The organism is Leptospira noguchii serovar Panama str. CZ214 (genome assembly GCF_000306255.2).
Taxonomy (GTDB): domain Bacteria; phylum Spirochaetota; class Leptospiria; order Leptospirales; family Leptospiraceae; genus Leptospira; species Leptospira noguchii.
On the sequence record NZ_AKWY02000031.1, the window covers coordinates 77,127 to 104,025 of the forward strand.

Annotated in this window: 21 protein-coding genes, 1 tRNA gene and 1 pseudogene; 8 read left to right on the forward strand and 15 right to left on the reverse strand. The window is 36.4% G+C overall.

What is annotated here, in order from left to right; translation table 11 throughout:
• Positions 1 to 340: 340 nt before the first annotated feature.
• Entirely contained in the window at positions 341 to 859 is a 519-nt protein-coding gene (locus LEP1GSC059_RS16220; RefSeq protein ID WP_036057867.1) for a hypothetical protein, read from the forward strand.
• A gap of 487 nt (positions 860 to 1,346) precedes the next feature.
• Here the strand turns inward: LEP1GSC059_RS16220 and LEP1GSC059_RS16225 are convergent, their stop codons facing one another.
• From LEP1GSC059_RS16225 to LEP1GSC059_RS16255, 7 genes are all read right to left on the reverse strand, one after another.
• Positions 1,347 to 2,729, reverse strand: coding sequence for a PQQ-dependent sugar dehydrogenase (locus tag LEP1GSC059_RS16225; protein WP_036057869.1), 1,383 nt, complete (start codon positions 2,727 to 2,729; stop codon positions 1,347 to 1,349).
• 696 nt (positions 2,730 to 3,425) lie between these two features.
• The gene (gene hslU, locus LEP1GSC059_RS16230) at positions 3,426 to 4,859 is read right to left on the reverse strand and encodes an ATP-dependent protease ATPase subunit HslU (RefSeq protein WP_002176761.1); all 1,434 of its coding nucleotides are present in this window, start codon (positions 4,857 to 4,859) and stop codon (positions 3,426 to 3,428) included.
• A 9-nt stretch (positions 4,860 to 4,868) separates the two neighbouring features.
• The gene (gene hslV, locus LEP1GSC059_RS16235; RefSeq protein ID WP_002149760.1) at positions 4,869 to 5,411 is read right to left on the reverse strand and encodes an ATP-dependent protease subunit HslV; all 543 of its coding nucleotides are present in this window, start codon (positions 5,409 to 5,411) and stop codon (positions 4,869 to 4,871) included.
• Positions 5,398 to 6,333: a tyrosine recombinase XerC gene (gene xerC, locus LEP1GSC059_RS16240; protein ID WP_002176667.1), complete on the reverse strand. Its 936-nt coding sequence runs from the start codon at positions 6,331 to 6,333 to the stop codon at positions 5,398 to 5,400. Before xerC ends, hslV begins: the two co-directional genes overlap by 14 nt.
• A 236-nt stretch (positions 6,334 to 6,569) precedes the next feature.
• Positions 6,570 to 7,142, reverse strand: coding sequence for an aminoacyl-tRNA hydrolase (pth, locus tag LEP1GSC059_RS16245; RefSeq protein WP_002176770.1), 573 nt, complete (start codon positions 7,140 to 7,142; stop codon positions 6,570 to 6,572).
• Positions 7,130 to 8,680, reverse strand: coding sequence for a (R)-citramalate synthase CimA (gene cimA, locus LEP1GSC059_RS16250; RefSeq protein ID WP_020981080.1), 1,551 nt, complete (start codon positions 8,678 to 8,680; stop codon positions 7,130 to 7,132). The genes pth and cimA overlap by 13 nt, the downstream gene beginning before the upstream one ends.
• Positions 8,677 to 8,988 (reverse strand): Smr/MutS family protein, encoded by a 312-nt coding sequence (locus tag LEP1GSC059_RS16255; protein WP_002176656.1) that lies wholly within the window; start codon positions 8,986 to 8,988, stop codon positions 8,677 to 8,679. The genes cimA and LEP1GSC059_RS16255 overlap by 4 nt, the downstream gene beginning before the upstream one ends.
• A 145-nt stretch (positions 8,989 to 9,133) precedes the next feature.
• On the opposite strand from LEP1GSC059_RS16255, the gene LEP1GSC059_RS16260 reads away from it, so the two are divergent.
• Positions 9,134 to 10,693 carry a phosphatase domain-containing protein gene (locus LEP1GSC059_RS16260; protein WP_002176726.1) on the forward strand — a complete coding sequence of 520 codons (1,560 nt, stop codon included), beginning with the start codon at positions 9,134 to 9,136 and terminating at the stop codon, positions 10,691 to 10,693.
• A 64-nt stretch (positions 10,694 to 10,757) separates the two neighbouring features.
• Here LEP1GSC059_RS16260 and LEP1GSC059_RS16265 read toward each other — a convergent pair whose 3' ends face one another.
• Positions 10,758 to 11,399: a DedA family protein gene (locus tag LEP1GSC059_RS16265; protein WP_017213603.1), complete on the reverse strand. Its 642-nt coding sequence runs from the start codon at positions 11,397 to 11,399 to the stop codon at positions 10,758 to 10,760.
• Here LEP1GSC059_RS16265 and LEP1GSC059_RS16270 point away from each other — a divergent pair.
• From LEP1GSC059_RS16270 to LEP1GSC059_RS16285, 4 genes are read left to right on the forward strand one after another with little or no spacing between them, the layout of a single operon-like run.
• Positions 11,388 to 11,996 (forward strand): hypothetical protein, encoded by a 609-nt coding sequence (locus LEP1GSC059_RS16270; protein WP_036057857.1) that lies wholly within the window; start codon positions 11,388 to 11,390, stop codon positions 11,994 to 11,996. The genes LEP1GSC059_RS16265 and LEP1GSC059_RS16270 overlap by 12 nt on opposite strands.
• A 6-nt stretch (positions 11,997 to 12,002) precedes the next feature.
• The gene (locus tag LEP1GSC059_RS16275; RefSeq protein WP_002176518.1) at positions 12,003 to 13,133 is read left to right on the forward strand and encodes an AI-2E family transporter; all 1,131 of its coding nucleotides are present in this window, start codon (positions 12,003 to 12,005) and stop codon (positions 13,131 to 13,133) included.
• A 3-nt stretch (positions 13,134 to 13,136) separates the two neighbouring features.
• Positions 13,137 to 14,405, forward strand: coding sequence for an exodeoxyribonuclease VII large subunit (gene xseA / locus LEP1GSC059_RS16280; RefSeq protein ID WP_002176698.1), 1,269 nt, complete (start codon positions 13,137 to 13,139; stop codon positions 14,403 to 14,405).
• Between the two features lie 2 nt (positions 14,406 to 14,407).
• The gene (locus LEP1GSC059_RS16285; RefSeq protein WP_002176771.1) at positions 14,408 to 14,695 is read left to right on the forward strand and encodes an exodeoxyribonuclease VII small subunit; all 288 of its coding nucleotides are present in this window, start codon (positions 14,408 to 14,410) and stop codon (positions 14,693 to 14,695) included.
• Positions 14,696 to 16,173: 1,478 nt separating this feature from the next.
• Here LEP1GSC059_RS16285 and LEP1GSC059_RS16290 read toward each other — a convergent pair.
• A tRNA-Asn gene (locus LEP1GSC059_RS16290) sits at positions 16,174 to 16,249 on the reverse strand.
• 208 nt (positions 16,250 to 16,457) lie between these two features.
• Here LEP1GSC059_RS16290 and LEP1GSC059_RS16295 point away from each other — a divergent pair.
• The gene (locus tag LEP1GSC059_RS16295) at positions 16,458 to 20,045 is read left to right on the forward strand and encodes a vitamin B12-dependent ribonucleotide reductase (protein ID WP_020981062.1); all 3,588 of its coding nucleotides are present in this window, start codon (positions 16,458 to 16,460) and stop codon (positions 20,043 to 20,045) included.
• Between the two features lie 177 nt (positions 20,046 to 20,222).
• Here the strand turns inward: LEP1GSC059_RS16295 and LEP1GSC059_RS23770 are convergent.
• Positions 20,223 to 21,280, reverse strand: a pseudogene (locus tag LEP1GSC059_RS23770) (alcohol dehydrogenase catalytic domain-containing protein).
• A 22-nt stretch (positions 21,281 to 21,302) separates the two neighbouring features.
• The gene (locus LEP1GSC059_RS16305; protein WP_017213209.1) at positions 21,303 to 21,518 is read right to left on the reverse strand and encodes a tautomerase family protein; all 216 of its coding nucleotides are present in this window, start codon (positions 21,516 to 21,518) and stop codon (positions 21,303 to 21,305) included.
• A gap of 218 nt (positions 21,519 to 21,736) precedes the next feature.
• Between LEP1GSC059_RS16305 and LEP1GSC059_RS16310 the strand changes: the two genes are divergently transcribed.
• Positions 21,737 to 22,327: a TetR/AcrR family transcriptional regulator gene (locus tag LEP1GSC059_RS16310; protein ID WP_020981063.1), complete on the forward strand. Its 591-nt coding sequence runs from the start codon at positions 21,737 to 21,739 to the stop codon at positions 22,325 to 22,327.
• Between the two features lie 161 nt (positions 22,328 to 22,488).
• Here LEP1GSC059_RS16310 and gspN read toward each other — a convergent pair whose 3' ends face one another.
• The 4 genes from gspN to LEP1GSC059_RS16330 are packed head-to-tail and all read right to left on the reverse strand — an operon-like array spanning position 22,489 to position 26,738.
• Positions 22,489 to 23,418, reverse strand: coding sequence for a type II secretion system protein GspN (gspN, locus tag LEP1GSC059_RS16315; protein WP_020981087.1), 930 nt, complete (start codon positions 23,416 to 23,418; stop codon positions 22,489 to 22,491).
• Entirely contained in the window at positions 23,415 to 23,942 is a 528-nt protein-coding gene (locus LEP1GSC059_RS16320) for a hypothetical protein (RefSeq protein ID WP_002176723.1), read from the reverse strand. The genes gspN and LEP1GSC059_RS16320 overlap by 4 nt, the downstream gene beginning before the upstream one ends.
• Before the next feature lie 7 nt (positions 23,943 to 23,949).
• On the reverse strand, positions 23,950 to 25,572 hold the full coding sequence (gene pilM / locus LEP1GSC059_RS16325) for a cell division protein FtsA (RefSeq protein ID WP_017213207.1): 1,623 nt from the start codon (positions 25,570 to 25,572) through the stop codon (positions 23,950 to 23,952).
• Positions 25,573 to 25,577: 5 nt separating this feature from the next.
• A complete protein-coding gene (locus LEP1GSC059_RS16330) occupies positions 25,578 to 26,738 on the reverse strand; it encodes a type II secretion system minor pseudopilin (protein ID WP_002176567.1) in 1,161 nt (386 codons plus the stop codon).
• Between the last annotated feature and the right edge of the window lie 161 nt (positions 26,739 to 26,899).

Consider the following 26,899-nt stretch of genomic DNA (forward strand, 5'->3'; position numbering starts at 1 on the left):
CTTTACTCAAAAGTATAAAATGTTCTTAATTTTATAAGAGTCAGTAGAAAATTCGACTTAAAAGAAAATTTTAAAAAAACGTAGCTCTTTATTTGTAATGAAAACTATCAATTCATAAATATAATCTTTAAGTTTTACGAGTTATCCTTTCTTCTTTTATACAAATTCATCTACTAATTAAAGAGAAGTTCATTATTTTTAAGAATAAATTGTGTAGTGAGATCAAAAATTAATTGCGTTGGCTTCGTTTTTTATAAAAATTCGTAAAACTACGAATTGCTTTAAGATTTTAAAATAAGCCGACTTGAAGTTTAAACTTTCCATTTATATTTCAAATTTTATGAAAAATAAATTTCACAGATCAATTTTCCTTTTCATTATATTCAATATTTTATCTCAAATTACATGCATTGATTTGTACATAGGTGGTGCACATATAGACGAATCCGGAGTCGATTCTTCGTTAACCGTCACGAAATACGAATGGACACAACGTATGGTAGAAACTTATTCAATCCGATATACTTCCTGCGGGTTTGACGTTTTCAAAATGGAAGAAAATGAATTTTATACGCTCGTCACTTTATTAATTTTAGGAAGTAATGAAGAATATAATGGAACTTCGTTTTTTGACATGGGAAAAAATCTTGATGATTTATATCTATCCTATAGTTCATCTAAAGTACATTACTTTTATAAAGATTCTTTAGAATATTGTACCGAAACGATATTGACTAGCCCTTGCCAATCTAACCCGCAAGATCAAGCGAACTCTTTATATCTTGCGGTAATTCGAGGTTGTTGGTTAAATCCAAGTAATTCTGCAAATTTCTGGGAGAAAGGACAGGGAAATTGGTGATTTCATTCCATTCTCAGGGTATCTATACAAATTAAAAAATAACACAATTCTAAAATTCAAATTCTTGAATGAAATCGAAGAACAACAAGAATTTTGCCTCCAAAATTTACAATTTTTAACAGTAGGTCATACTCTAAATTAAACTCATTTTCAAACTTACAATCATAATCGCTAAATCATTCTGCAGTAGTTCCCTCCATATTTAAACAATTTATCCGCTTTTGAACCGCATATTTATTGTTAAGTTTTTTAATAGAGTTGTTGAAAAATTCCATAATTCAGATCAACAAAACTGCTCTAATCTACCGTTTCCATGAAACAGAAACTAATTTAGAATTAATTTTTCAACAACTCTAATGTGTAAAATTCCCGCACTGAAAAACTTTACTCAAAAATATATAATAAAATTCTAATATTCAATAATCAAACGCGTTTGTATGATAAAAATCCTTAGTAATCGTTCTATAATTCTCAAGTAGTGCAGGTTTTAATTCTTAGAACGATCAATTCTATAAATTTTACCGCTGCCAAAGTCGCTTAGATAAACTTTTCCAGACGCGTCCTTCCCAAAAGAAGATATGAGTAACGGCCATTTTCCTAGACTATAAACTTTTTTTGCAGATTGTGTGAACTCGTCCGGAAGATCCAAGGCCCAAATTCTACCGGATACAAAGTCTGCAAAAATATACTTTCCATTTAAATCGGATATTAGAGAATTAGAATACACATAACCACCAGTAATCGACTGACCTTCTTCTCGACCGTATTCGTAAATCGGATCGGCCAAACCTTCTTGTTTACAATTTCGCTTAGGATCAAAACAATGTGAAGCTTCTTTAATATTCCATCCATAATTTCTTCCTCGCTCTACGATACTAACCTCTTCCCAAAGATCTTGACCAACATCCGCAACAATCAGCCTTCCTTTAGGATCAAAACTATACCTCCAAGGATTTCTAAAACCGTATGCAAACGTTTCGGGAGCACAACAAGAATCATTTACAAAAGGATTGTCTTCTGGAATTTTATAACCCTTTCCATTTTCCGAAGAATTAACATCGATACGAAGCATACTTCCCAATAAAGTCTTAGGGTTTTGTCCATTTTTTTTCGGATCATCCTTCCAACCTCCGTCTCCCCAAGCTACATATAAATAATGATCCGGACCAAAAGCGAGTTGTCCGGCATTATGATTTGAATACGGTTGAACTACTTCCATGACAATTCGTTCAGAAGTAATTTTAGATTTTTCTAATTCTTTAGGAGAAGAAGCTATCCATTCGCTTACACGACTTGTATCTTTTCCGTTTACTTTTAGGACGTAGTTAAGATAGAATTTACCATTTTTTAAAAAATCGGGATGAAATGCCAAACCTAAAAGTCCCTGTTCGGATTCGGAAAGAACATTCAGAGTTAATAATATTCCGGTTTCATTTTTACGAACCTTCCCCCAACGCAGAGTGCCCGTTTTCTCCGTAACTAAAAAAGTTTCTGTTTCACCAGGAGGAAACTGAATATCTGTTGGTTGTTGAAACCCTGAAGAAACTTCTTGGAGTGAAATCAAAATTTTTTCTTTGGTCACGTCTTTACCAGAATAAATTGGTTGTAAAAGATTAGAATTCCCTTCCGCCTTATACTTGTCAGGCGCTCCTAAAACTTCGACGAGAGTTTTTTGAACCCACTCACAACCGTTGGAAAAAATTATAGACAGAAATAAAAGTAAATAAATGGAAATTTTTTTCCAACCAAAAGAAATCTTATTACTCAATTTAAACATTTCAATCCATCGAATTGTTTGGTGGGTTTTTATCCGTAAAAGTTTAAAACTTTTATTAAATGACTCACAGAAGAATATGAATTCTTGAAACATTTTTTGAATTTTAAACGAAAAACTTTCCAATCGCTTTAGACAAAATGAAAACCATCTAGACAATAAGTTTGAAATTTTACTTGCCTTTATTCTAATAAACCCAAAAACGCAAAATTGAATTTTAAAAAACATAACGTCATAGAATTTTATTTTTCAAAGAAGAGTCAAATCAAATTAAGAAACTTTTTTATTCTTAAAATAGACAAAGTATTAAAACCTAAAAGATTTAGAAATAAACTCTAAAAACCTCTTCGCGAGTTAGAAATCTTGATAGAAAATTATTCTAAGAAACATTGATAATAAAAAAAAACCTGTTTCATAAAAGTTCGCTTTATTGCAAAAAATGAATGTGGTAACTATCATATTTTGAAAAAACTAAAAGGCTATTTACAAAATTGTTAATCACTGAATTTCAGGATTTCTAAATGTGGAAATTCACACAAAACTTAAAAAGTATGAGTTCGTAAAATTGTAATTTGTGGTAGTTCCCACATTTTAGGAATCGATCTACAAAGTTCAAATCTTAACTTTTTTCAAAAAAATGAATTCCTTACGCCCTGCTCACTTTAAATTAAACTAACTTTTTAGATTCCATAAGATAATCACAAAACAATGATTTCATGCAAAATTTCTTTTTTACACAATCACTTCTCTGGGAACGTTATATTAAAAATTCAGTATATTCTAAAAGTTTATTTAAAGAATATATTGACTCAGATCTTTATTTTGAATAACACCCTGTAGACGATCGGTAACGTATTTACTGTCTATCCTTACCTTTCTCTGATTTTCCGGAAGATCAGGGCCCTCAAAACTTACTTCTTCAAGAAGACGTTCTAAAATAGTATTGAGTCTTCTGGCACCGATATTTTCGTGTTTTTCGTTCATGTCATAAGCAATTCTTGCAATTTCCTGAATTCCTTCCGAAGAAAATTCTAACTGAATTCCATCAGTAGAAAGTAATGCTTCGTATTGCCTTGTAAGAGAAGAGCGAGGTGCAGTAAGAATTTTTTCAAAATCCTCTCTCGAAAGTTTTTCGAGTTCCACTCGAATCGGAAATCTTCCTTGTAATTCGGGAATGAGATCGGAAGGTTTTGTCATGTGAAACGCACCTGCTGCAATAAACAAAATATGATCCGTTTTTACTGGACCGATCTTTGTATTTACAGTAGCTCCTTCTACGATAGGAAGAAGATCTCTTTGAACTCCTTCTCTAGAAACGTCAGCACCACTTTTTCCCTCTCTTCCAGCAATCTTATCAATCTCGTCTAAAAAGATAATTCCCATTTCTTCCACCCTTCTAAGCGCTTCTCTTTGTACTTTATCAGGATCAAGAAGTTTTTCTGCTTCAGATTCTTCTAAAGCTTTTAGAGCTTCAGGGATTTTGAGTTTCCTTTTTTTATTTTTTTTAGGAAGTATATCTCCTAAAACGTTTTGAAGTTGGTTATCAAGATCGTCCAAGTTTCCCGCACCAAAAACTTGAAGCATAGGAACCTGAGACACACTCGGATTTGGAAGATCTAATTCTACTTCTTGATCATCCAACTTTCCGGTTTTTAATTTTTTTCTCATAAATTCTCTGGTCTCTAGAAAATGAGTCTTTCTATCCTCTTCTTCCGTAAACTGAGAAGAACCCGTAATTTGATGAGTGGAACCGTGTTTGTTTTCTCCCGGAAACGGAAGCAAAATATCTAATAAAACTTCTTCTGCTTTTTGTTTTGCAGTTTCTTCTACTTTAATTCTAAATTCTTGTTTTACAAGATTCATAGAAATTACAGCAAGATCGCGAATCATAGATTCTACGTCTCTTCCAACATAACCTACTTCCGTATATTTTGTAGCTTCTACTTTTAAAAAGGGAGCGCCACAGAGTTTGGAAAGCCTTCTTGCAATTTCAGTCTTCCCAACTCCCGTAGGTCCGATCATGATGATATTCTTGGGATAAATTTCCTCTCTCATTTCCGGATCCAGTTTTTTACGTCTGGTTCTGTTTCTAAGAGCGATCGCAACTGCCTTTTTTGCGTTTTTCTGACTGATAATATGTTCGTCCAATTTTGCGACGATTTCTCTAGGTGTAAGTTCTTCTTCTGCCTGTGATAAAAATTCCTGGTCTGTTAGATGATTTGTCATGTTGTTATTTTAAAGGATTTCTTCTAAAGTGATATGATCGTTTGTATAAATACAAATATCTGCCGCAATCTTCATCGAAGACTCTACAATCTCTCTGGAAGAAAGATTTGTATGATCGTAAAGCGCTCGAGCAGCGGCTAACGCGTAATTTCCACCTGAACCAATCGCGATCACTCCTTCGTCTGGAGAAATCACGTCTCCCGTTCCGGAAATCAAAAAAGATTCTTCCTTATCGGCCACGATTAGAAGCGCTTCTAGTCTTCTAAGCATTCGATCCGTTCTCCATTCTCTTGCAAGCTCTACAGCGCTTCGAGAAAGACTTCCTCCAAATTCTTGAACCTTCTTTTCAAAAAGTTCAAAAAGTGTAAATGCATCTGCAGCAGATCCGGCAAAACCGGAAAGAATTTTTCCGTCATAAAGCCTTCTGATTTTTTTAGCCGTGTTTTTCATAACGGTGTTTCCCATAGAAACCTGACCGTCTCCTCCAATGGCTACTTTTCCGTTTTTTCGTACGCAGAGAATGGTTGTAGAACGAATTTTATTTTCTGGCATGTGGATGGGCCTTTCTATAAACCTCTTTGATTTTTTCCTTACTCACGCTTAAATAAATCTGAGTCGTGGAAAGAGAAGAATGTCCGAGCAATTCTTGCACAGCTCTAATCTCAGCGCCAGCATCGAGAAGATCGGTCGCAAAAGTATGTCTGAATTTATGGGGTGTGATTGTTTTTTCCCAGCCCATTTTTTTTCTTCTTTCATTCAAAATATATCGAACCCCTCGGGTCGTCAGTTTCTTTCCTCTTTGATTCAGAAAAATTTCCTCTGCGTCTGGAAAAGAAACCTTTCTATATTCCAAATATTGTTGTAAGGAATTGACTGCCTCTTTGCCAAAATACACAAATCTTTCCTTTCGTCCTTTCCCAAGAACTTTAAGAACTGTTAGATCCTTAGAAAGAGAATTTAGTTTTGCATTTACAAGTTCAAATACTCTAAGACCCGAAGAATACAAAACTTCGATCATTGCTCTATCTCTAATTTCCGAAACTTCAGAAGCATTTTCTGACTCAAATTCCAAAATTTCTTCTGTTTCGTTAATTCTAAAATTTTTAGGAACTTCTTTTCTAACTTTAGGAAAACTAAGTTGAGTAGCTGGATTGGATTTTACTAGATCTGCTCTCAAAAGTACTTTGTAAAAGGTTCTAAGAGAAGATAATTTTCTACTTTGAGATCTACGATCTATCTCGTGTTCTTTTGCGAGATACGCAAAGTAAGATCGGATATCCACCGGTTCAATCTGAAAAATATCCAGTTGTTCTTTTTCACAAAATTCAAAAAAAAACTTCAAATCAATACTGTAGGCGTTGATTGTGTTTTGTGAATAATTTTTTTCGATCTTTAAATAGTTTATGAATTTCTTAGCCGTTTCATTTAAAGACCCGGAAGAAAATTCTGGAAATTGGAAAGGATAGTCACCCAACGGAATTCTCCATATAATCATTTCTACAAAAGAACCAAACCCACTTTTACAACTTGATAATTCACAATCATAAAGATTTTTTTAGAAATCTCTACAACTTCTAAGACAATGATCTTACAACCAAATTTCACCATGAAATCGCCGTTTTGCGACTATCATTCTCAATTAAAAATTTTTTTTATAAAAGTATAAATCTTAGTTTCATGCCCAGTTTTCAAAAGTGAAACAATTCCTTCCTATTGATTATCGGAGAGTTTTTGAAATCCGTTTTTTCTTTCTCGAATCCAATCCGAGATTTTTTGCAAAGAGGTTTTTACAAGTTCCGGAATTTTTTCTTTTTCGTTCGGAAGAAAATTGGAAAGAACGTAATCCGGCACTTCTGAAGTGATGGAAGGTTTTCCGACCCCAAATCTAAGTCTAAAGAAAGTATTGGTTCCCAATTTTTCCACGATGTTTCTAAGTCCGTTGTGTCCCGCGTGACCGCCTCCGCCTTTCAGTTTCAATTTACCGAATTCGAAATCAATTTCGTCATGAATAACTAAAATGTTTTCAGGAGAAATTCCGTTTTTTTTAGCGATTTCGGCCACTGCCTTCCCAGAAAGATTCATAAACTCTAAAGGTTTTAGATAAAAAATCGTAACTCCATCCTCGTCTGTTCTAGCCAAAGAATATTTGGAATTGGTTTGATAATTTCCGGAAGAAGAATCTAAAAGAGAATCCAAGATCACAAAACCGATGTTATGCCGGTTATGAACATATTTTTGGCCTGGATTTCCAATCCCTACCAATAATAGTTTTAGATTTGCCATGGTTGCAGAATTTGATTGAGCATCTTTTCAGTTGCATGAACCGCAGCAACCGTTTGATCCGGATGAACTCCCATCGTTTTGAAAGTCTGATCTTCTTCCAAATCTAAGGACTTATTCCAAGTGATCCTAGTTTCTACAAGTGCATCCGTTTTTCCGCCGGGAGGAATTCTAACTTCGTAATCTACCAATTTAGGAATGCTAATACCAAGACGGTTCGTAATTTTAGTAAGAGCGTTCATAAACGAGTCATACCCTCCGTCTCCTTCGGAAATTTCCTTATGAATCTTTCCTTGATATTCTAATTCGATCTGTGCGTGAGGACGAATTCCAATTCCGGAATGAATATTACAAGATTTGATTGTAATTACTTTTTCTCCGGTTCTTCCGGAAACGTCCGCGATGATAAACGGAAGGTCTTCTGGAGTTACTAGTTTATTCTGATCTCCTAGTTCGATCACTCTTTCTAAAACTTTTTGTAAAACTACGTCGCTTAAAACCATTCCGAGTTGTTTTACATTTTCGGAAATACTCGCTTTACCTGCAAGTTTGCCTAACGCGTAACTTCTTTTTCTACCAAACCGTTCTGGCAAAATAGGATTTGCGTATAAATTCCCTTTTTTATCACCGTCTGCGTGTACTCCCGCGGTTTGAGTGAACACATCTTCTCCTACAATCGGTCTATTTGCAGAAATTCTTTTTCCGCTGAATACTTCTACAAGACGACTTGCTTCCGTAATTGCAATTTCGTTTATGTTCGTTTTAGAGTTAGACTTATCATGAATCGCAGTTACGAGAGCTTCCAACGGAGTATTTCCAGCTCTTTCTCCGAGCCCGTTCATAGAAGCGTGAAGGCCTTTGACTCCGGCACGAATTGCTTGAAGGCTATTGGCTACGGAAAGATCGTAGTCGTTATGTCCGTGAAATTCAAAATGAAGATCTGGATATTTTTGAACGAGAGAGTCCACTCCTTGAAACGTTTCTTCTGGAGAAAGAACGCCTAACGTGTCTGGAAGAAAAATTCTTCCTATATGTTCTTTACTTAGATGTTCTACGAACGTTTTGACATAATCTGGACTGTTTCTAAAACCGTTGGACCAATCTTCTAAATAAACATTTATTTTAAGTCCGTTTTTGATTGCGTATTCTATTACAAAAGAAACGTCCGTAAAAAATTCTTTTGGAGTTTTGCCCAGTTGTTTTTCTAAATGATGAAGCGATCCCTTAGTCAAAAGATTCAAAACCTTAGCTCCGCTGTTTTTCATCCAATCCACGGTTTTATTTCCGTCTACAAAGCCTAAGATTTCGATTCTTTCCGTGAGCTGTTCCGTTTCGGCCCATTCCATTATTTTTTGGACCGTTTCAAATTCTCCTTTAGAAACTCTTGCAGATGCAATCTCTACCCGATCTACATTTAATTTTTGTAATAGAAATTTTGCGATATTTAGTTTTTCGGAAGTGGAAAAACTGACCCCTCTGGTCTGTTCACCGTCTCTCAAAGTTACGTCTAAAATTTCCAACCGAGTTTCTACCTTTGTCATTTGAGATACCTTTTGAGAACGTTCTTATCGGGACCTAATACTTCGACCAACGTGGAACCTGGATTGGAAATCCCAAACTGAGAATAATCTACTTCCTTGAGAAAATCGTGTGATCGAATCGTATCCAAAGTTAGTTTTTTGAGAATTCCTTCTCCGATACCATGAACAATTTCGATTAGAGTTTCCCCAGCTAAAAAAGCTTCTTGAATTTCCTTTTCTAGTTTCCATTGTGCTTCTTCAAATCGAAGCTTTCGGATATAAATCGTTTTTGCTCCTGAATATCCTAATTTGACGGATTTTTTTTTCATACAATCCGAGACTCTTTTTAGGTACCAGTGTTTTTTGGTTGGAAGTACAGAAAACAAAGAATTTCATTTTTTATGCTTTCACTCTCCGAACGATTCGGTACAATTTTCAATCCATCCATTCTATCAAATAGGTAGGTTTTAGAACTTGGACGAACAGGCAGAATCCAAATCGGAAACGGCAAGGTTAGTAGATAAAAAAAGGATCGCAATTTGCGGAGGGACCCTCGGACGCGAAAATCGGTATTACGTTCGTGGTCAGGTCGTAGACGTAGGAATCACCGAAGAAATGAGAGACGATTCCCGTTGGGATTTGTTAAACGGCCTGTTTGAAGGTCAGGAAAAAGAAATCACTCCATTTTTAGATTATGGATTAGAACCGGTTCGAAAACCAATCTTAGTCGCAGAAATCTGGGACGAATCCGACACTTTAATTCATCAGTCTCCCGAAATCAAAGGGGACGAAGGTGGATTTTTTTTTCACGAGTTTACAAAGCCCCTTCCTCCCGGAAAGTATATCTTTCAGATTCGTTTTAGAAAATTAGATTCTTACAGACAATTTACAAAGGACATAGCCTACTTAAATCAAAAAGGAAAGAGTGAAATTTCAGGACAATCTTTAATCGGAAAAGGAAAACTCAGAATTCTTCCCGAAAATTTTAACGGTTACGTCACTACTTCGGATATAGATCAGACTTATCTCGCCACGGACATTCATTCTAACAAAGGAAAACTTTCCACATTATTCGAAACACCTGAGCAAAAACTTTCTCTTCCTGGAATGCCCGCTCTTTATAGAGAAATTCGGATGGCTACAGAAGATTCTCCTCTTTGTTTTATCTCCGCCAGTCCTCATTTTTTTAGAAGGACACTACTCAGTACAATTCAAAGTCATTCCATTGTCACCGAATCTTTACATCTCAAATATTTAGAAGGAACAATCAAAGGGATCGTCGAAAAATTTTGGGATTCAGTTACTCATCCCGCCAAATTTATCACAGATGGAATTTTAGGTTCAATGGAAAGAATCCGAAAATTTGCAGGAGCTTCCTTTCAAAGTCTTTTTGATCAGATGAGTTATAAACTTACGATCCTACTTAGAGACAGATTGTATCTTCCTACAAACGCAAAAGAAATTCTAATCGGAGATAATACCGAAAGTGATTATCTAATCTTTATTCTTTATCAATATATACTCTGCGGTAAAATGCAAGGGAAAGAACTGGAAGACTATCTATACCGTCTCAACTTTTTAGGAAGGGATGCTATTACAAGAGACGCCGCGAGAACGATCCGAGAACTCGGAGAGGAAAATAGAAACATTCATGGAGATTTAAACTCGGTTTCCTTGGTTCTTATCAATAAAACTGCTCATGGGCCGGATCAGGAGGAAATGCACTGGAACATTCAAAGTGCGCTCCCCGCCGGAATCGATCCTTTTAAACAAAAGGAGATTCATCCGTATATCCTAACCGAAGGCGCCCCGGGTTTTGCAGTAGTACTTCAAGATAATGGAATATTAGATACTTCTGCTGTATTTAGAATTGTAGCAGAAATGACAGGAGAATGGATGGAAGGTAAAGTGATTGATGCTACGGCGTTGATGGAGTGGATCCAAAATTTGACTCTACCGGGAGATTATCAAAACGAAAAAGATCTAATTTTAGAAGGTTTAAAAAAGGCTCTGAAAAAAGAAGAAATTTCCTAAAACCCAAACTTATATAAGTTTGTCTTTTTTTATCAATTTTAAATGTGGGAACTCACACGAAGATTTAAGAGTTTGTTCTATTCGTTTTTTGTTTTTGACGCCAAAAAAATAAAATCACTCCTAGGACCAACAAAGTAATGATGACTTTATTATAAATTTCTAAAAGACCGAGTAAGTCTTCCCAATGAGAACCCAAGTAAAAACCGGAAACAATTAAGATTCCACACCAAAGAACTACGGCAATGCTAAAACATCCGAAAAAAAGAACCGGACTCATTTTTACCATTCCAGCAACAATAGAAACAAAAAATCGAATCCCCGCCGAAAACCGACTGAATAAAACGACTAAGATAGAATTTTTTCGAAACCAAGTTAATGTTTTCTCTAAGGACCGTTCATCGTAAATGGAATTTTTAAAAGGAAATTCTTTTTCCCTGGCCCAATCCAAAAAAATTTGGCCGAAACGATACATGACCCAGGCCCCAAAAAGGTTTCCAGCCAATGTGCTCGTAATCAATTCTACCCAGCCGAATGTAGGTAAATTTCTTGCCACTAAAAATCCTCCGAAAGCAGTAACTGTATCACCAGGCCAAGGGGGGAAAACGTTTTCCGCAAAATTAGAAAAGGCAAAAAAGAGCCAGAGAAAAATAGGATTCGTTTCGGAAAAACGATTGAGAATTTGGAGCAGAGTTTCGTGAAAAGTCATGAAGTTAGAATAAAAGAATTGTCAATGATCAAGCATAAGGTTCAAGTAAAAAAAGTGAATCCTATTTATTTACAATTCTTAAACAATTCGAATTTAGATCAAAAATTTACTTTCCCAAAGTTTGACCTAACGTCCCTAACCATTTGGAAAATTGGTTTTACGATAATTTTTTGGCTTTTCTTTTTCGCAACACCCACGTTTGGCGAAACGAAGGATTCTAAAAAAACGGAACTCTATCGTTATAATAAACTTACATTACAAAATCATCCAGTTCGAAATCCTAGATCTCTTCCAATCGAATTCGTTCCCGAAGGCTCTGATCTAATTTATTCAACGGAACTCAAATCCGAAAGGGGTTATTTTGAAACAAGGGAATCTTTTCTTTTATTCACACATACATTTAAGAAAAAACAAATAGAAGTTTATTATGAATCCATTTTCGAGTCTCTCTATTGGAAAATTTTACAGGAAGAAATCACTGAAAACAAAACAGTGATCATGGTAGAAAGCCAAAATAAAAAAGTAGTAACGATTCAAATCGAAGCTTTGGAGAATGGAAGTAAAATCAAACTTTTTTATAAAAATTCAGGAAGCTAAAAATCTATGATCGAACCAATTCACGTCAATCCTGAACCTGGGAAGTATACCTTTCTCATCTTTTTTTCCATTTCATTCCTATTTGCAATCGGTGTTTTCTTTTTAGTATTTCGACCTTATCTTTACTCTTCCCTAATGGCACTGATTTTGTATCTCGCCACTAGAAGACCTCATAAACTTTTAAAAGGATATTTAGGAGAAAAACTTCAGTGGCTCGTACCTTGGATCATGATTACACTCGTATCTATGATCGTGTTACTTCCGTCCTACTTTGTAATTCGTACTTTGATCAGCGAGGCACTTTCTATTCTTTTTAAACTAAGAATTTCGTTAAGCGAAGATAAAATTATCGAAACTCTGATGAATTTTGCTCTTCTTACAGACTTTATTACAGACAACGAATTTTTCTGGGTTAAGGTTCCCGAAATCTACGGAGAATTTGCCGAAAGTTACGTGGATATTCTAAACCTGGACAGTATCTATGGAATTTTGAGCAACGCTTCTTCTTTTATTTTAGGAAATATAGAACTACCTACAGGAATTCTAATGAATCTTTTCTTTGCTTTATTAGTTTTATTTTTCCTCTATCAAGACGGAAAAAAGGTAGAACGATTTATTTTGGATAACCTTCCCTTTTCCAAACAATTGGAAGAACAAGTCGGAAGAAAATTAACCGCGGCAGTTCAAACCGTAATACGAGGAAATCTAATCATATCAATTCTACAAGGAGCGGCGATTTATATTCTTTTATGGATCGCTGGAATTTCTAGTCCGTTTTTATATGCGAGTTTAGCCGCTTTTTTTTCCATCATTCCAGTTGTAGGAACTTCCGCAGTTTGGCTTCCCATCGGTCTCTACATTCTATTTTTGGAAAACAATCCAATGATGGCTTTCTTTTTTATGGGAAGCGGATTATTCTTTTACATAGTTCTGGAAAATTTTGTAAAACCTAGAATGCTCGATAAAAAACTACAAGTACATCCACTTCTGATCTTTTTGTCTTTAATCGGAGGAATCAAGGAATTCGGAATTATGGGATTGGTCGTGGGGCCGATCACAGTCACGTTAGTCGTCATTCTTTGGGATTTTTGGAAATTGTATCGCAGAGAACTGATTTTAAACAAAGGACATAGATAGACATTGGAAGACTCCAAACCTCTTTCCGTTTCGGAAGTCACTAGAATTATTAAAAATCTGATTTCCAGTTCCAAGGACTTAAAAAATATCTGGGTCCGAGGAGAAATTTCCAACTATAGCAAGGCCAGCTCAGGACATATTTACTTTTCTCTCAAAGACGCCGGGGCTCTCATTCGATGTACTTTTTTCAATTACTCGAATAAAAATTATTCCGGAAAACCATTATCCGATGGAAAAGAAATCCAAGTCTACGGAACGATCACTCTATACGAAGCGGGAGGTTCTTATAATCTCAATGTAACCAGGGTAGAAGAATTGGGACAAGGAGATATTCTACTCCAAATCGAAAAACTCAAACAAAAACTCGCAACAGAAGGAATCTTTGATCCGGAAAGAAAAAGAAGAATTCCATCTTTTCCAAAAACGTTAGGAATTGCCACTTCTCCCACAGGAGCCGCAATCGAAGATATTATCAAAATCTCCCGTTCCCGTTTTCCGGGAATCAATATACTGATCGCTCCCTGTAGCGTTCAAGGAGAAGACGCCCCAGATTCAATCGTCGCGGCTATAGAGGAATTAAATCATCCGAACTGGAAAGTAGACGTGATTATTGCAGGAAGAGGAGGAGGAAGTTTTGAAGATCTAATGGCGTTTAACGATGAAAAGGTGGTCAGAGCCTATGCAAATTCCAGAGTTCCAATCATATCGGCGGTAGGTCATCAAACCGACGTTTTATTAAGCGACTTTGCCGCAGACTATTTTACTCCCACTCCTACCGCCGCCGCAGAATACGCAATTCCTAAAGAAGAGGACGTAATTCAATTTTTATCCCAATTAGAAGGAAGAATTAAAAGCTCTCTAGTAACAAAAATATCTTCCAACAAAGATAGACTCAGACTTTTATCCGGAAAGTTTATCTTTAAAGAACCGATGCAACTTCTAAATCAAAGAAGCCAGAGAGTTGATGAAATTGGAATTCGATTACAAAAGGCATTATCCAACAAATTAGGTTTAGCCAGAGTTCGATTGGAGAGATACCAAAATTTTACTTCCAGAATCCAGAACATTCTTTTTCATAAAAAACAAAAGGCTGAATTTTGGACGAGCAAAGTGGAAGATCTTTCTCCTGCGGCTACGATGAAACGAGGGTATTCAATTCTTAAAAACAAAAATGGAAAAATCATACGATCTCCGGAAGAAACAAAACCGGAAGAAGAATTGCAAATTTTACTTTCAGGTGGAACGATGCAAGTGATCAGAAAAGGAAAATAAAAATGACGGAGACAAAATCTAAAATTTCATTTGAAGACGCTCTTATGGAGCTGGAACAAATTGCAGAAAAACTGGAACGACAAGATTTCAGTTTAGAAGAATCCTTAAAAGCGTATGAAAGAGGAATGGAACTTAAAAAAATCTGTCAGGGAATTTTAGACACTGCAGAAGGAAAGATAGAAGCTCTTACCAAAGACGAATCTAAAAAAACGAATAAAACCGGTTTTAGAGGAGAATCTAAAACGACAGAAACCAAAAATAATACCACCCAAGAAGAAGATTTATTTTAATATGAGCAGGGCGTAAGAAAATCTTGGTAAATAAAGAACTCAATACAACGACTTCCTGAACTCAACAAAACACTTTCTTAAACTCAGAGTCTCACTCCCTGAATGCGATCCTTAGAAAAGCATTCGCTGAGTTTTATGGGACATTCAAAGTCTTACTCGTTCGACGAATCGTGTTTTGGAGCGTCGTTTCAGTTCGCAAATTTCATAGTTAAAAAGGCTCGCCGACCTGAAACGATTTCGTAAAAAGCGTTTCATTGAGTTCTTTTCGTTCCAATTCCTTCGGAATTTCCACTCATCAATGTTGCGGGCACAACATAATAATCGCATTCACATTGGTTATACAGAATTCACGTTATTTTAATGTAGACTTCAACTTCATAAATCCGTTTCTAAAATTTAATTTTTATCCGTGATGATCTTTAAATCTTACTACTCGGACACATGAAAATGATACTAAAGTTATTAACGGTCGAATTTTGGGAAAAAATAGAGTTATTTAAAAAATAACGCAAATGCGGGATTTGCGACATTTTAGAGCATGACTAAAACATTCAAATTATTGAAACAATCTAATCTAAGTATTCTATTTATACGTCCGAGCAGTAACTTCCAAAAATCTGCGAAATTTTATGAGTAAGAGCCTGTTCCAAGTTGTAGATTACTTATTCTTAGCTAATTCCTTAATATTAACGTGAAATGGATCGATACATTATGTTGCAACTGCAACATTCGAGTTCAATATTGCGATTCCATGCAATCATTTCTATTTACGATAACTTTATGTTACTTTACAGATTGAAGTGGAGAGCCGGTTGTACATGGCAGTCGGATTCGTCCAGATTTTCGCTAAGTCGAACTAACGTTAATATTAAGGAAAGTTATCATCGGAATTTTGCCAAAACAATTGGCGCTAAAAACGGGGCTCTCATAAGAACCTACCCAAAGTGATCATTTGAGTTTCACAAAAATATGGGAACTCATGCAAAAATGATAATAACAAAAAGAATACTAAAAAACTGTAAACCATACGATACGACAATTTTGTGGGAACTCTCACAAATTTGACTAAACCAAAAAGTTCGTAAACTTTCCGATAGTTCTTTATCATAAATCCTTTATACTCTTTAGGTTTTTGAGACAGATTCTAAAATCTATACAAGATGAATTTAATTTTAATTATCATATAACGACGATTTTATGTAGAAATTTGATTCTAAATACATTGTACTAATCCTAAATTTGTGGGCAAGTTACAAGTTGTAAGAGTTCCCACAAATTTAGGATTCACTGTAAAATCTCAAACCGTAAGAGTTCCCACAATCACACGAAAATTGAAAATAGTGAAATTGAATTCTGCTGAATTTTTTCTAAAACACTATACAAAAATTGAGTTTTTTTGTGAATTCGATTGTTAGAAAATGTCTAACAAGAACCCAAAAGAAAGAAAAATGGCTTTTAAATTGAAGAGATAAAAGAATTGGCTCCCCCTGCTGGGCTCGAACCAGCGACCCAGTGATTAACAGTCACTTGCTCTACCGACTGAGCTAAAGGGGAGTATCCTCGGTAGTGAGCCCATATTTTCAAAAAGGGGTAAGGAAGCAATCTCAATTTGTCTCATTAACATGTGTTTTTCTAACTTTTTTAAAGGAAAAATTTTAAATATAGGAAGTGGTTTGGTTCAAAAAACGCTTTGGATACAATTTCCTCTTCCTTAGAGTGACATAATCCCTTCTTAAGAGTGTTATGGAGTTAAAAAAAAATTATGAAGATGAATCGCCACTTTACGGTTCCTCAAAACAATGGGGCGTCCACAATTCAATGGACAAAACGAAATTCTAAAATTACCAATCCAGACGGATCGAAAGTTTTTGAAGCAAACGATATCCTCGTCCCAGAAAATTGGTCTCAAGTTGCAGTTGATATTTTGGCACAGAAATACTTCCGGAGAAAAGGAGTCCCAAAATATCTCAAAAAAGTACAAGAAGACGGAATTCCAGAATGGTTACAAAAATCGATTCCTGATACCGAAAAATTAGAATCTCTAAAACCAGAAGACCGTTTCGGTGGAGAAACCAGTGCATTAGAAGTTTTTCATAGACTTGCAGGTTGTTGGACGTATTGGGGCTATAAATATAAATATTTCTCCGACGAAGAAAGCGCCAAAATCTTCTATGATGAAATTATATATATGCTCGCGACTCAAATGGCGGCTCCAAATTCTCCTCAATGGTTTAACACAGGTTTAAATTGGGCTTATGGAATCGACGGAAAATCACAGGGGCATTATTATGTGGACCCTTCCACAGGTAAACTGATCAAGTCCACTTCTGCCTACGAACATCCCCAACCTCACGCCTGTTTTATTCAAAGTGTAGATGACGATCTTGTCAACGAAGGTGGAATTATGGACCTTTGGGTACGTGAGGCCCGTCTATTTAAATATGGTTCCGGTACTGGTACCAACTTTTCTAATTTAAGAGGAGAAAACGAACCTCTTTCTGGTGGTGGAAAAAGCTCCGGTCTCATGAGTTTCTTAAAAATTGGAGATAGAGCCGCGGGTGCAATTAAATCCGGTGGAACTACCCGTCGTGCAGCGAAGATGGTTTGTTTAGACATAGATCATCCCGATATAGAAAATTTTATTGATTGGAAAGTAACGGAAGAGAAAAAAGTAGCCTCTCTTGTAACCGGTTCAATGTTAAATAACCGGCATCTCAATGCAATTATGTCAGCCTGTTACGAAATGGAAGGAGAAGACCGTTTTAATCCGAAAAAGAATTCCTCTCTGAAAAAAACCATTCAGGATGCAAAGAGAGTTCTCATTCCAGACAATTATATTAAACGTGTAATCGATCTTGCCAGACAAGGATACAAAGAAATTCTTTTTGAAGAATTGACCACAGACTGGCAGTCAGACGCCTACAACACAGTTTCCGGCCAAAACAGCAATAACTCAATCCGTCTTACAAACGAGTTTATGACTGCGGTGGAACAAGACCAACCTTGGAATCTTTACTTTAGAACTGAAAAGGAAAAGGCAAAAACAGAAGGACGTAAACCAAAACCTTCCCAAACTCTTCGAGCCAGAGAACTTTGGGAAAAAATTTCCTATGCGGCTTGGGCGAGTGCAGACCCCGGAACTCAATATCATACTACGATTAACGAGTGGCATACTTGTCCGGAAGACGGTCCGATCAATGCATCGAACCCCTGCTCTGAATATATGTTCTTAGATAACACTGCCTGTAACTTAGCTTCTGCAAATTTACAAAAATTCATAAATTTAAAAACCCTAAACTTCGATGTGGAAGGCTTTCGTTATCTTTGTAAACTTTGGACAATCATTCTCGAAATTTCAGTAACCATGGCTCAATTTCCTTCCAAGGAAATTGCGGAACTTTCTTATAAATTCCGTACATTAGGTCTTGGTTATGCGAATTTAGGTTCTGTTCTTATGATTCTTGGAATTCCTTACGATTCTCAAGAAGCCATGGCTATCACAGGCGCCATTTCTTCTATCATGCACATGACTGCATATGCTACTTCTGCAGAAATGGCAAAAGAACAAGGCCCATTTGCAGGTTATGCTAAAAACCAAGAGCATATGCTTCGTGTTATTCGAAATCATAGAAGAGCTGCTTATAACGCTCCTTCTAGCGATTATGAAGGTTTGACCATCACTCCAATAGGAATCAATCCTGCCTTTTGTCCTTCTTATATGCTCAAAGCAGCACAAGAAGACGCGGATTCGGCTCTTTCCCTCGGTGAAAAATATGGATTTAGAAACGCACAGGTTACCGTAATTGCACCTACTGGAACCATCGGCCTTGTCATGGATTGTGATACCACTGGAATAGAACCTGACTTTGCTCTTGTGAAGTTTAAGAAACTTGCGGGTGGAGGTTATTTTAAAATTATTAACCAATCCGTTCCTTATGGTTTGAAAAAACTAGGTTACTCACCTTCCGAAATAGAAGCGATCGTAAACTATTGTAAAGGACACGCCACCTTAAACGGTGCTCCTGTGATCAACACACAAACTCTAAAAGAAAAAGGTTTTACAAACGAAATCTTAGAAAAAGTAGAAACGTCTCTTCCTCTTGCATTTGACATCAATTTTGCATTCAATAAGTTTAATTTAGGAGAAAACTTTTTAACTAAAAACTTAGGAATCTCAAAAGAAGTTTTTGACTCTCCCGGTTTTTCTCTTTTAGAACATATAGGTTTTACCAAAGAAGAAATTAACAAAGCAAACAATTACGTTTGTGGAACGATGACAATCGAAAACGCTCCTTTTTTAAAGGAAAAAGATTATCCTGTATTTGATTGTGCCAACAAATGCGGAAAGTATGGAAAGAGATTTCTTTCTTACGAATCTCATATCCGAATTATGGCCGCAGCCCAACCTTTTATCAGCGGTGCGATCTCTAAAACGATCAATCTACCGGAAGAAGCCGTAATCGAAGATATTAAAAACGCTTATTTTCTTTCTTGGAAGATGATGATCAAAGCGAATGCACTTTACAGAGACGGTTCTAAACTTTCTCAGCCTCTCAATTCCGTATTAGAACTTTTGAATGGAATTGAAATAGACGACCAAGAAGAAATCAGAGAAGCGACAATCTCAAAAGATCCAGTTCAAATTGCGGAAAAAATAGTCACAAAATATATTTCTCACCGTAGAAAACTTCCAAGTAGAAGAGCCGGTTATACCCAAAAGGCAATTGTAGGTGGTCATAAAGTTTATTTAAGAACCGGAGAATACGAAGACGGCCAAATCGGAGAAATATTTATCGATATGCACAAAGAAGGTGCCGCGTTTAGAAGTTTGATGAACGCGTTTGCCATTTCGGTTTCACTTGGATTACAGCATGGCGTTCCTTTAGAAGAATACGTGGATGCGTTCACTTTCTTCAAGTTTGAACCAAACGGTATCGTCTCTGGCAACAAACATATCAAAATGAGCACCTCCGTAATCGATTATATATTCCGAGAATTAGCAATTACTTATTTAGGAAGATACGATCTGGGACAAGTGGCTCCGGAGGATCTAAGAGGAGATGAAATCGGCTCTAAACGTGCTACTGAAGAATCGAATGTTTTAGAAAAAGAAGCGACGGTTTCTAGCTTACCTCCTAAGAAAGAAGTGGAAACCATTTCTTATTCTCAAATGATTTCCAAAGAAAAACCATCTTCTCCCTCTGGAATTTCTCTTTTAGAAGAAGTCAAACTCGCAAAAATCAAAGGTTATACCGGAGACTCTTGTTCCGAGTGTGGTTCTTTTGAAATGGTGCGTAATGGTTCTTGTTTGAAATGTATGTCCTGTGGTGCAACCACTGGATGTTCTTAATTGGATAAAATAAAACGAAAAAACAAATTCTTCTTCGAAATTTTTAATTAAATCTCGAGTGAGGTTTTGAAAAGGTCTGAACGGATAAATCCATTCAGACCTTTATTTTTTAAATTGAGTTTGAATATATACGAGTTTGAACGTACAACAACCGGAAAATCAATCAAATTCGTATAATTATACTTTGGGTTGGTAAGTCTTAGAGAGAATGCTCTGTCGAACTAGTACCGGCTTCATGGAAGGATCACGCAAAACTTCAGCCGCCTCATCAAACGGTCTTTCTTCCGTAACGATCAGTTCCGGTTTGACTTTCCCACTTATAATAAAATCCGTAGCAGCTTCAAAGTTGATTCTTCCTAAACCGCGCCCCGTATAAAAATGTAAACCTTTAGCATACATCTCTAACATCGGAAACGCAATGTTTCCAAAGTGGCCACCTATGCTAGAACAATAACCTTCTGGTTCCGTAGAACGAATTGCACATAAAAGACCTTCAGATGAACCGCTCGCATCCACAGTGATTGGGTATCTTCCAGGACGCCTACCAATTCGTTGTTTTGGAGGGCTCTCGATTGGATTTACTCCTAGTTTTTCAGCGACACCTAACCGCATTTTGTTTGTGTCAACATAATCGACAGATCCGGCCCCGCCCGCTTTTGCATAAGCAGCCGCAAATAATCCGATGGAACCCGTACCGCCCATAATCAATACGTCTGCTCCGCAATTACGAGTAAGGTGTGGTACTGTTAACTCGTAACCGAAAGGAATGTTATCACTTAAACTTGCAACGTGCGAAGGATTAATCCCTGGTGGTAAAACAAATAGTGTAGCATCCGCATTTGGCACACGAATGAAATCCGAAAAAAACCTCCCCACTTACCACCTATGGACATACCAAACATCGCCCCTTGAGGATAAGAAGCACATGTATTCATCAGTCCTTTACGACATCTGTGACACTGACCACAAGAAATATGCCAACTCACAACAACCAACTGTCCAGGATAAAATCGTCGAACTCCTTCACCAATCTCTATAATTTCACCGATACATTCGTGACCAATATCGAAAGGGCCTTTAAAAGGAGTTCTTCCTTGGATAATCATTATATCCAGATCGCAAGTTGATGATGCTACAGGACGAACAATTGCATCTTCTGGGTGTAATAACATAGGCTTGGGCATTTCACGCCAATCCAACTCTCCCGGTGAAAGATATGTGAGAACTCGGTTCATTGTGTTTTTCTTGGGTTTTACCCTATTCCATCGATTTCTTCATCGCATTCTGCGTGACTACTTTTCCAGACATTCCCCAACCACCATCTGGAACTTCATTTATATGAACCCAGGTATATCTACGAACAATTGGTTTTCCTTCTGCTTCGACAACTGCATCTGTAACCTTTTGAATCATATCGTACTTCATATCTGCTGACAAGGATCCGGCTGGTACAAAAATTTGAACAAGGGGCATAATCACCCTCCTTTGAAATAATAAATTCTATGACGATCATCATAATTTTCAATGATTTTTTTATCTGATTATATATAAAATTACGAAGAATACCGAGTTACTGAAGCGATTTTTACGGATTGAAAGCTGAGATGAGAAATTAAAATATGATCATTTACACAAAAAATTTATCGATAAAACCATTTTTAATTGTACATCGGCTTCATTTTAGGGAGAAAATGCAGAAAATAAACCGTACTAAACAAGAGATGATTACGGCTGCTCGTAAATTGATTCAAGCAAAAGGTGTGGCCGCAACAGGTCTTATGGAAGTTGTTGCAGTAGCTGAAACTTCCAGAGGATCGATATATCATCATTTTCCGGGCGGAAAAGACGAACTAATTTGTTTGGCAATCGAAGAAGCGGCTATTCTTGCGGAGTTAGGAATCTTACGTGCAGGAAAAAAAGGAAAAAGCGTCTCCGAAGTAATACAAAAGATTGCATCCGTTTTTCGACAAGTTCCCGAAAATTCTAAATGGCAGGTAGGTTGCCCTGTCGCGGCAACAGCTATCGAGGGACATTCTCAATCCCCAATCGTCCGAGATGCCGTCGCGGACGCTTTTTCGCGTTGGGGTAAGGCAATTGAATTTACCTTATCGAAAGCGGGGCTTAAACCGGAAGATGCAAAATCAATTGGGGTCGGTATTGTTGCGGCTTTGGAAGGCGGTTTGTTGTTATCTAGGGGTTTGTCTTCTTCAAAACCTTACGATACAATCGTTGATTTGATCATTGCAGGTGTCACGGCTAAAGATCAGTCAGAAAATAAATAATACTGAAAATAGGTACCTTGAATTCATTGTTACTAAACTATTATTCTTGAATATAATAAATTTATAATGATTCTAATAACAAAGCGCGTTTAAGTACGAGGTGGTTATTACAATTTCTAAATTAGAATTCAATATAAAAAAATCAGAACATACTTATAAATCTAAGGAGTAATCCCAGGAGACGCAGCTGGTGGTCCGGTCAAACCTGGAATTTTTACATCCGGTTTGCTAACAGTTCCCATCACAGGAATACATTTACTTCCACTCTGTTTTTCTAAAAGAGTCAACATATCCGCTATATCTTGTCTTTCCAAAGCGAAGTTACGATCAAGCTCTAGACAGATTCTAAGATTTAGTTGAGAAAAGGACATATTTTCAAATAGACGAATATTTCCAGTAATATCAAAACGTGCAATCGATGTGTCTAACGTAAAATCGTTAAAAATCAGATTTCCACCTTGAAGATTCACTTTCGTAAGAAATTTTTTAACCGTTATATTTTTCAGTTCACCTAAAAGTGGAATTTCTGGAAGTTCCTGAATCATTCCAGAAGACGGTCCTGCAGGAATTTCCAAATCCAACGTTCCGTTCATTCTGGAAATACCTTGATCTAAGTTATCAAATTTTCCTTTACCCTCAAAGTTACGTATCTTCGCCAAAGGTCCATTTTCGGTATCAATTTTTAGGGAAACCAATTTAAACTTCCCATCAAATTTTCTCTTAATCAAACCTAACAAAGAAGTTTTTAGAACCGCTTCTTCTGCTTTAATTTTAAGATTGGAAGAAGTTGTAACTTCAAGAGAATCTAAAGTTACATTTCCTAAAACGGAAATACTCAGATCTCTAAAATTGATAATCGTTCCGGTTTTTACGGATGAGGAATACAAAGAACTACGTACAATCTCATCCAGAGGGAAAAGCCAAATCGTAAAAATAAAAAACGAAAAAATCCCAGTGGCGATCAGTATTAATTTTTGTTTGAAGGTAAAACGAGAAACAACTTCTTCTTCCTCCTGAAGTTCAAGAGTCAAAAACTCTTCTTCTTCAGGAGTCAGCGTGGTTTCTTCCGGAAACTCTTTTTCTTTTTTCATCGTTTTGCGCCCGCCACTCGACTGTAGGTAGAAAGCTTTAGATTTACATCATATACTTCCTTACCTTGAAACGGTTTTTTAAAATTTAAATATTCAACCCTGGCGTTAATCATCTTATTCTTTTCTATATCGTAGATCAGTCTAAAAATATTATCCAAAGTTACTGATCTAAAATTAATATCGATCGTGATCCGGTTGTATTTTTTATCTTCGATCGAATTGAAATCCTTCATTGTGGAAATTTTTTCTTTCAAACTATATCGTACAAAAATCTCGTCTAACTTCGCGTAAACGGCGCTTACATCAGTTTCTCCCCCAGAAGAATCTAAAGATCTGAATTCGTTGAATTCTTGGATAATTTTGTCGAGTTTTACGGGTGCGGTTCTGGAATCCTGTACTCTTTCCGTCAGTCCTTGACGAAGGGTCACCACTTTTCTGATCGCCAAAAACACGATCAGCAAAAGAATCAATCCGATTCCTCCCAATACGAGCAGCCTTTCTCTTGGCTCTAATTTATCAAACATGGCGATCTTAAAAAGACTCCTCAGAGGTTGGCTTATTGGTGACTTTCATTTTAATGATAAAAGAAACTTTATAATTTTTGACACCCTGCATCAATTTTTTATCCACAATCTCTATATCTTTGAACATAGTAGATTTTTCCAAAGATCTTTGTACTACACCGATTTCGCTGAATTCGTTCACTCTTCCTCCGATCTTGACTAAATCCTGATCATAGTCAAATTGATCCAATTGAAACGGCTGCATATCTGTAGAGGGAAAATTCATGGAAAGTTCAAATAAAATATCTAAAATGCTAGGTTTACTTAAGTAGAGTCTGTAAATCTCCGTTTTTTTCTTTTCGTCGTTTTTAAGTTTAGCAGCATATTCTAATATATCCTCTTCTTCGGGAACGGGTCTGCCAAAACCTTTTTGAAATTTTTCTGCGAGCGTTTTATCGCTTGCGCTGAGTTTACGTTTATCTACTACGATTCCTACAAAAAAAACGGTAATTAAAATAAATAAAGAAATTCCGGAGAAGATCAAATGATGTCTGAACTGATCTAAATTTAGAATATTTTTATTAATCCGTTTTACGTGAGGTGTGTCGATAAAGTCTACCTTATCTTTTTTAGCAAAACCAAAATGATACCCCATCCCCAAACAAGTGGCAAAGGAATCCCCGTTTAAAGAAAGAAAATCGTATCTATGAGTGACTAAACCAAGAGAATCTGTAAAAAAAGATTCAATCCCGCGGATTTTACTCCCGCCTCCCGAAAGATATAAAACTTCCGGTCTTTCAGTTTCATTCATAGATACGATACTTCTTTGAAATTCGGAGGAAAGTTTTTCTAAAAATTTTTCCGCACTTTGAAATGCTTTTTTAATATCCGCTTCTTTGAGTTTAAATTCTTTCGCGAACAAATTGAGATCGTCTTCTTCTTCTGAAAAAGGTTCAAATTGAAGTGAAAGTTTAATCGCTTCCGCTTTTTCAAAAGGAATTTTAAGATCGGAAGCGATCTGATCCGTCAAAGTATCTCCTCCCATAGAAATGTATCTTGTATGTGCTACTTTTCCATCACTCAAAATATTTAATATAGTAACTCTTCCTCCTATATCTACTTGAGCACAGTTTTTACTTTGAATTTCTTTATTAGAATATTGTGTAATAATGGAAGAAAGACTGACCGAATCTACAAACAAACCACGAAACACTATGTTACTATCTAAAAACGGTGCTGTGATAAAATCCAATTCGCTATGATGCGCAGAATACGCGATCACGTCCGATTTTTCCTGGTCAATTCTCCAGATATTTCCAGTTACTTCCACTGTTTCCATAGGAAAAGGAATTCTACTTTCTACTTCAAATGGAATCACTTCCCGAATCGCCTTTACAGTTGTTAGAGGAATATGAAGTTCCCTCACAAAAAGACGGTCCAAAGGAAGATTCAAAACAATACTTGTTTCACCTGGAAAATAGGAATTGATAAAACGAAGAACATTATGCCTATACTCCTCTTCTTCTCCATGAGAAATACTCATGATTTCAGAACGAAGAATGGTCAACTTTCCTAGAACTTTTTGAAAAAGAACACCTTTGATAGTGCTCGTTCCATAATCGACTGCGAGAAATTGATCATAAATAAACATCTGATTTAGTCTTCCATATAATAGAGCATTTGGTTGTTGGTCAGATCAAAAATCCCGGTAATTCTTCGAATTGTTTTCCCTACTTGACCAACCGCTACGATTCTAAAAATTTCTCCTTTGGTTTTGACTCTTCCTCCGGAGACTTCGGTTCCTTCTCCAGCAAGTTCTTTATAAAGAGTCAACCCACCTGATGTAGGAATTTGAAATTCCTGAAATTTTTCCAGATCCTTCAGTTCTTTGATAAAACCGCCCTGCTCTAATTTGAATTTTAGAATTCTCATAGCGGCCTGTTTAGTCATAAAATCGGATAAAGACATCAAAACAAAATATGGTGCACCGTTCAAGTTGATTCTATCATCCGAATTTTGTCCCGAAGGAATGTATGCGGTTACGTTATTTGCCAATACAAAATCGCTGTCCCCGATCAATGCCTTTTCTTCTTCCGATTGAAACGCCTTGGAATATTTTTGATCAAAATCCGCTGGCTTTAAAGAACCGTAAACAGTAGCTCTGTCAAATCCCTTTACGGAAACCAGTTCCGAAATAGAGTACATAAAAGAATTCTTATTTTTCCTAGGAGGTTTTAAAGAAGAATAATATCCATCTTCCGCACCTCCTCCCGTTTCTTGAAGGTCTGTATCCATCCAATCAAAAATTGGAAAAATTTTTTCCCGTTTGATACCGAAGTGATCAAAAAGTCTGGAAATCATTTCGACGGAGCGAAGATTTTGCTGATTATCATCTTGGTTCAAAAGAGAATTCAAATTGATCTTTCCGTCTTCCGAACTGATCTTATAATAAATCGTCCCACCACCCAAAGGCAAAGGGGGAGGATTGAGTGCAATTCCACTTTTGTATAGATACTCCTCTGGTATCTTTTTAAGCGCTCCCAAAGCACCTTGAAAACCCGCCTTGGCAAGTAGAAGCGCTCTAAATCCGTCTGCATCTGCTTGTGCAATTCTTCTCTCACCTAAAGAACGTTCTCCAAATTCAGTAGCGGTATAAAATGAAGCGGTTCCGATCGCCATTACTAAAATTACGACCATAAAACCTTCTCTAGATTTTCTAAGCCGGTAAAATAAAATTCGCCAAGATTTCTTTTTTGTTTTAAAAGTAGAATTGTTCCGAACGTAACAGAGGATTTGTACTAAAAACTTAAACTTCATCAGTTGGTTATAAAAACGAAAAAACTGTAAACAAACAAGATTATAGGAACTGCCACAACCACCTAAAAACCGAAAAAAGATTTCAAAGAAATGTAATTTATAAGAACTACTATACTTTGTTAAAAATTTACAAATCGTAGTTTCTTTTGAAACTCTGGGTT

Excerpts from the sequence above, each read along its gene's own strand:
- LEP1GSC059_RS16220 (WP_036057867.1), top strand. The coding sequence starts at position 341 with ATGAAAAATAAATTTCACAGATCAATTTTCCTTTTCATTATATTCAAT.
- LEP1GSC059_RS16225 (WP_036057869.1), bottom strand. The coding sequence starts at position 2,729 with ATGTTTCAAGAATTCATATTCTTCTGTGAGTCATTTAATAAAAGTTTT.
- hslU (WP_002176761.1), bottom strand. The coding sequence starts at position 4,859 with ATGACAAATCATCTAACAGACCAGGAATTTTTATCACAGGCAGAAGAA.
- hslV (WP_002149760.1), bottom strand. The coding sequence starts at position 5,411 with ATGCCAGAAAATAAAATTCGTTCTACAACCATTCTCTGCGTACGAAAA.
- pth (WP_002176770.1), bottom strand. The coding sequence starts at position 7,142 with ATGGCAAATCTAAAACTATTATTGGTAGGGATTGGAAATCCAGGCCAA.
- cimA (WP_020981080.1), bottom strand. The coding sequence starts at position 8,680 with ATGACAAAGGTAGAAACTCGGTTGGAAATTTTAGACGTAACTTTGAGA.
- LEP1GSC059_RS16255 (WP_002176656.1), bottom strand. The coding sequence starts at position 8,988 with ATGAAAAAAAAATCCGTCAAATTAGGATATTCAGGAGCAAAAACGATT.
- LEP1GSC059_RS16265 (WP_017213603.1), bottom strand. The coding sequence starts at position 11,399 with ATGACTTTTCACGAAACTCTGCTCCAAATTCTCAATCGTTTTTCCGAA.
- LEP1GSC059_RS16275 (WP_002176518.1), top strand. The coding sequence starts at position 12,003 with ATGATCGAACCAATTCACGTCAATCCTGAACCTGGGAAGTATACCTTT.
- LEP1GSC059_RS16285 (WP_002176771.1), top strand. The coding sequence starts at position 14,408 with ATGACGGAGACAAAATCTAAAATTTCATTTGAAGACGCTCTTATGGAG.
- LEP1GSC059_RS16295 (WP_020981062.1), top strand. The coding sequence starts at position 16,458 with ATGAAGATGAATCGCCACTTTACGGTTCCTCAAAACAATGGGGCGTCC.
- LEP1GSC059_RS16305 (WP_017213209.1), bottom strand. The coding sequence starts at position 21,518 with ATGCCCCTTGTTCAAATTTTTGTACCAGCCGGATCCTTGTCAGCAGAT.
- LEP1GSC059_RS16310 (WP_020981063.1), top strand. The coding sequence starts at position 21,737 with ATGCAGAAAATAAACCGTACTAAACAAGAGATGATTACGGCTGCTCGT.
- gspN (WP_020981087.1), bottom strand. The coding sequence starts at position 23,418 with ATGAAAAAAGAAAAAGAGTTTCCGGAAGAAACCACGCTGACTCCTGAA.
- LEP1GSC059_RS16320 (WP_002176723.1), bottom strand. The coding sequence starts at position 23,942 with ATGTTTGATAAATTAGAGCCAAGAGAAAGGCTGCTCGTATTGGGAGGA.
- pilM (WP_017213207.1), bottom strand. The coding sequence starts at position 25,572 with ATGTTTATTTATGATCAATTTCTCGCAGTCGATTATGGAACGAGCACT.
- LEP1GSC059_RS16330 (WP_002176567.1), bottom strand. The coding sequence starts at position 26,738 with ATGAAGTTTAAGTTTTTAGTACAAATCCTCTGTTACGTTCGGAACAAT.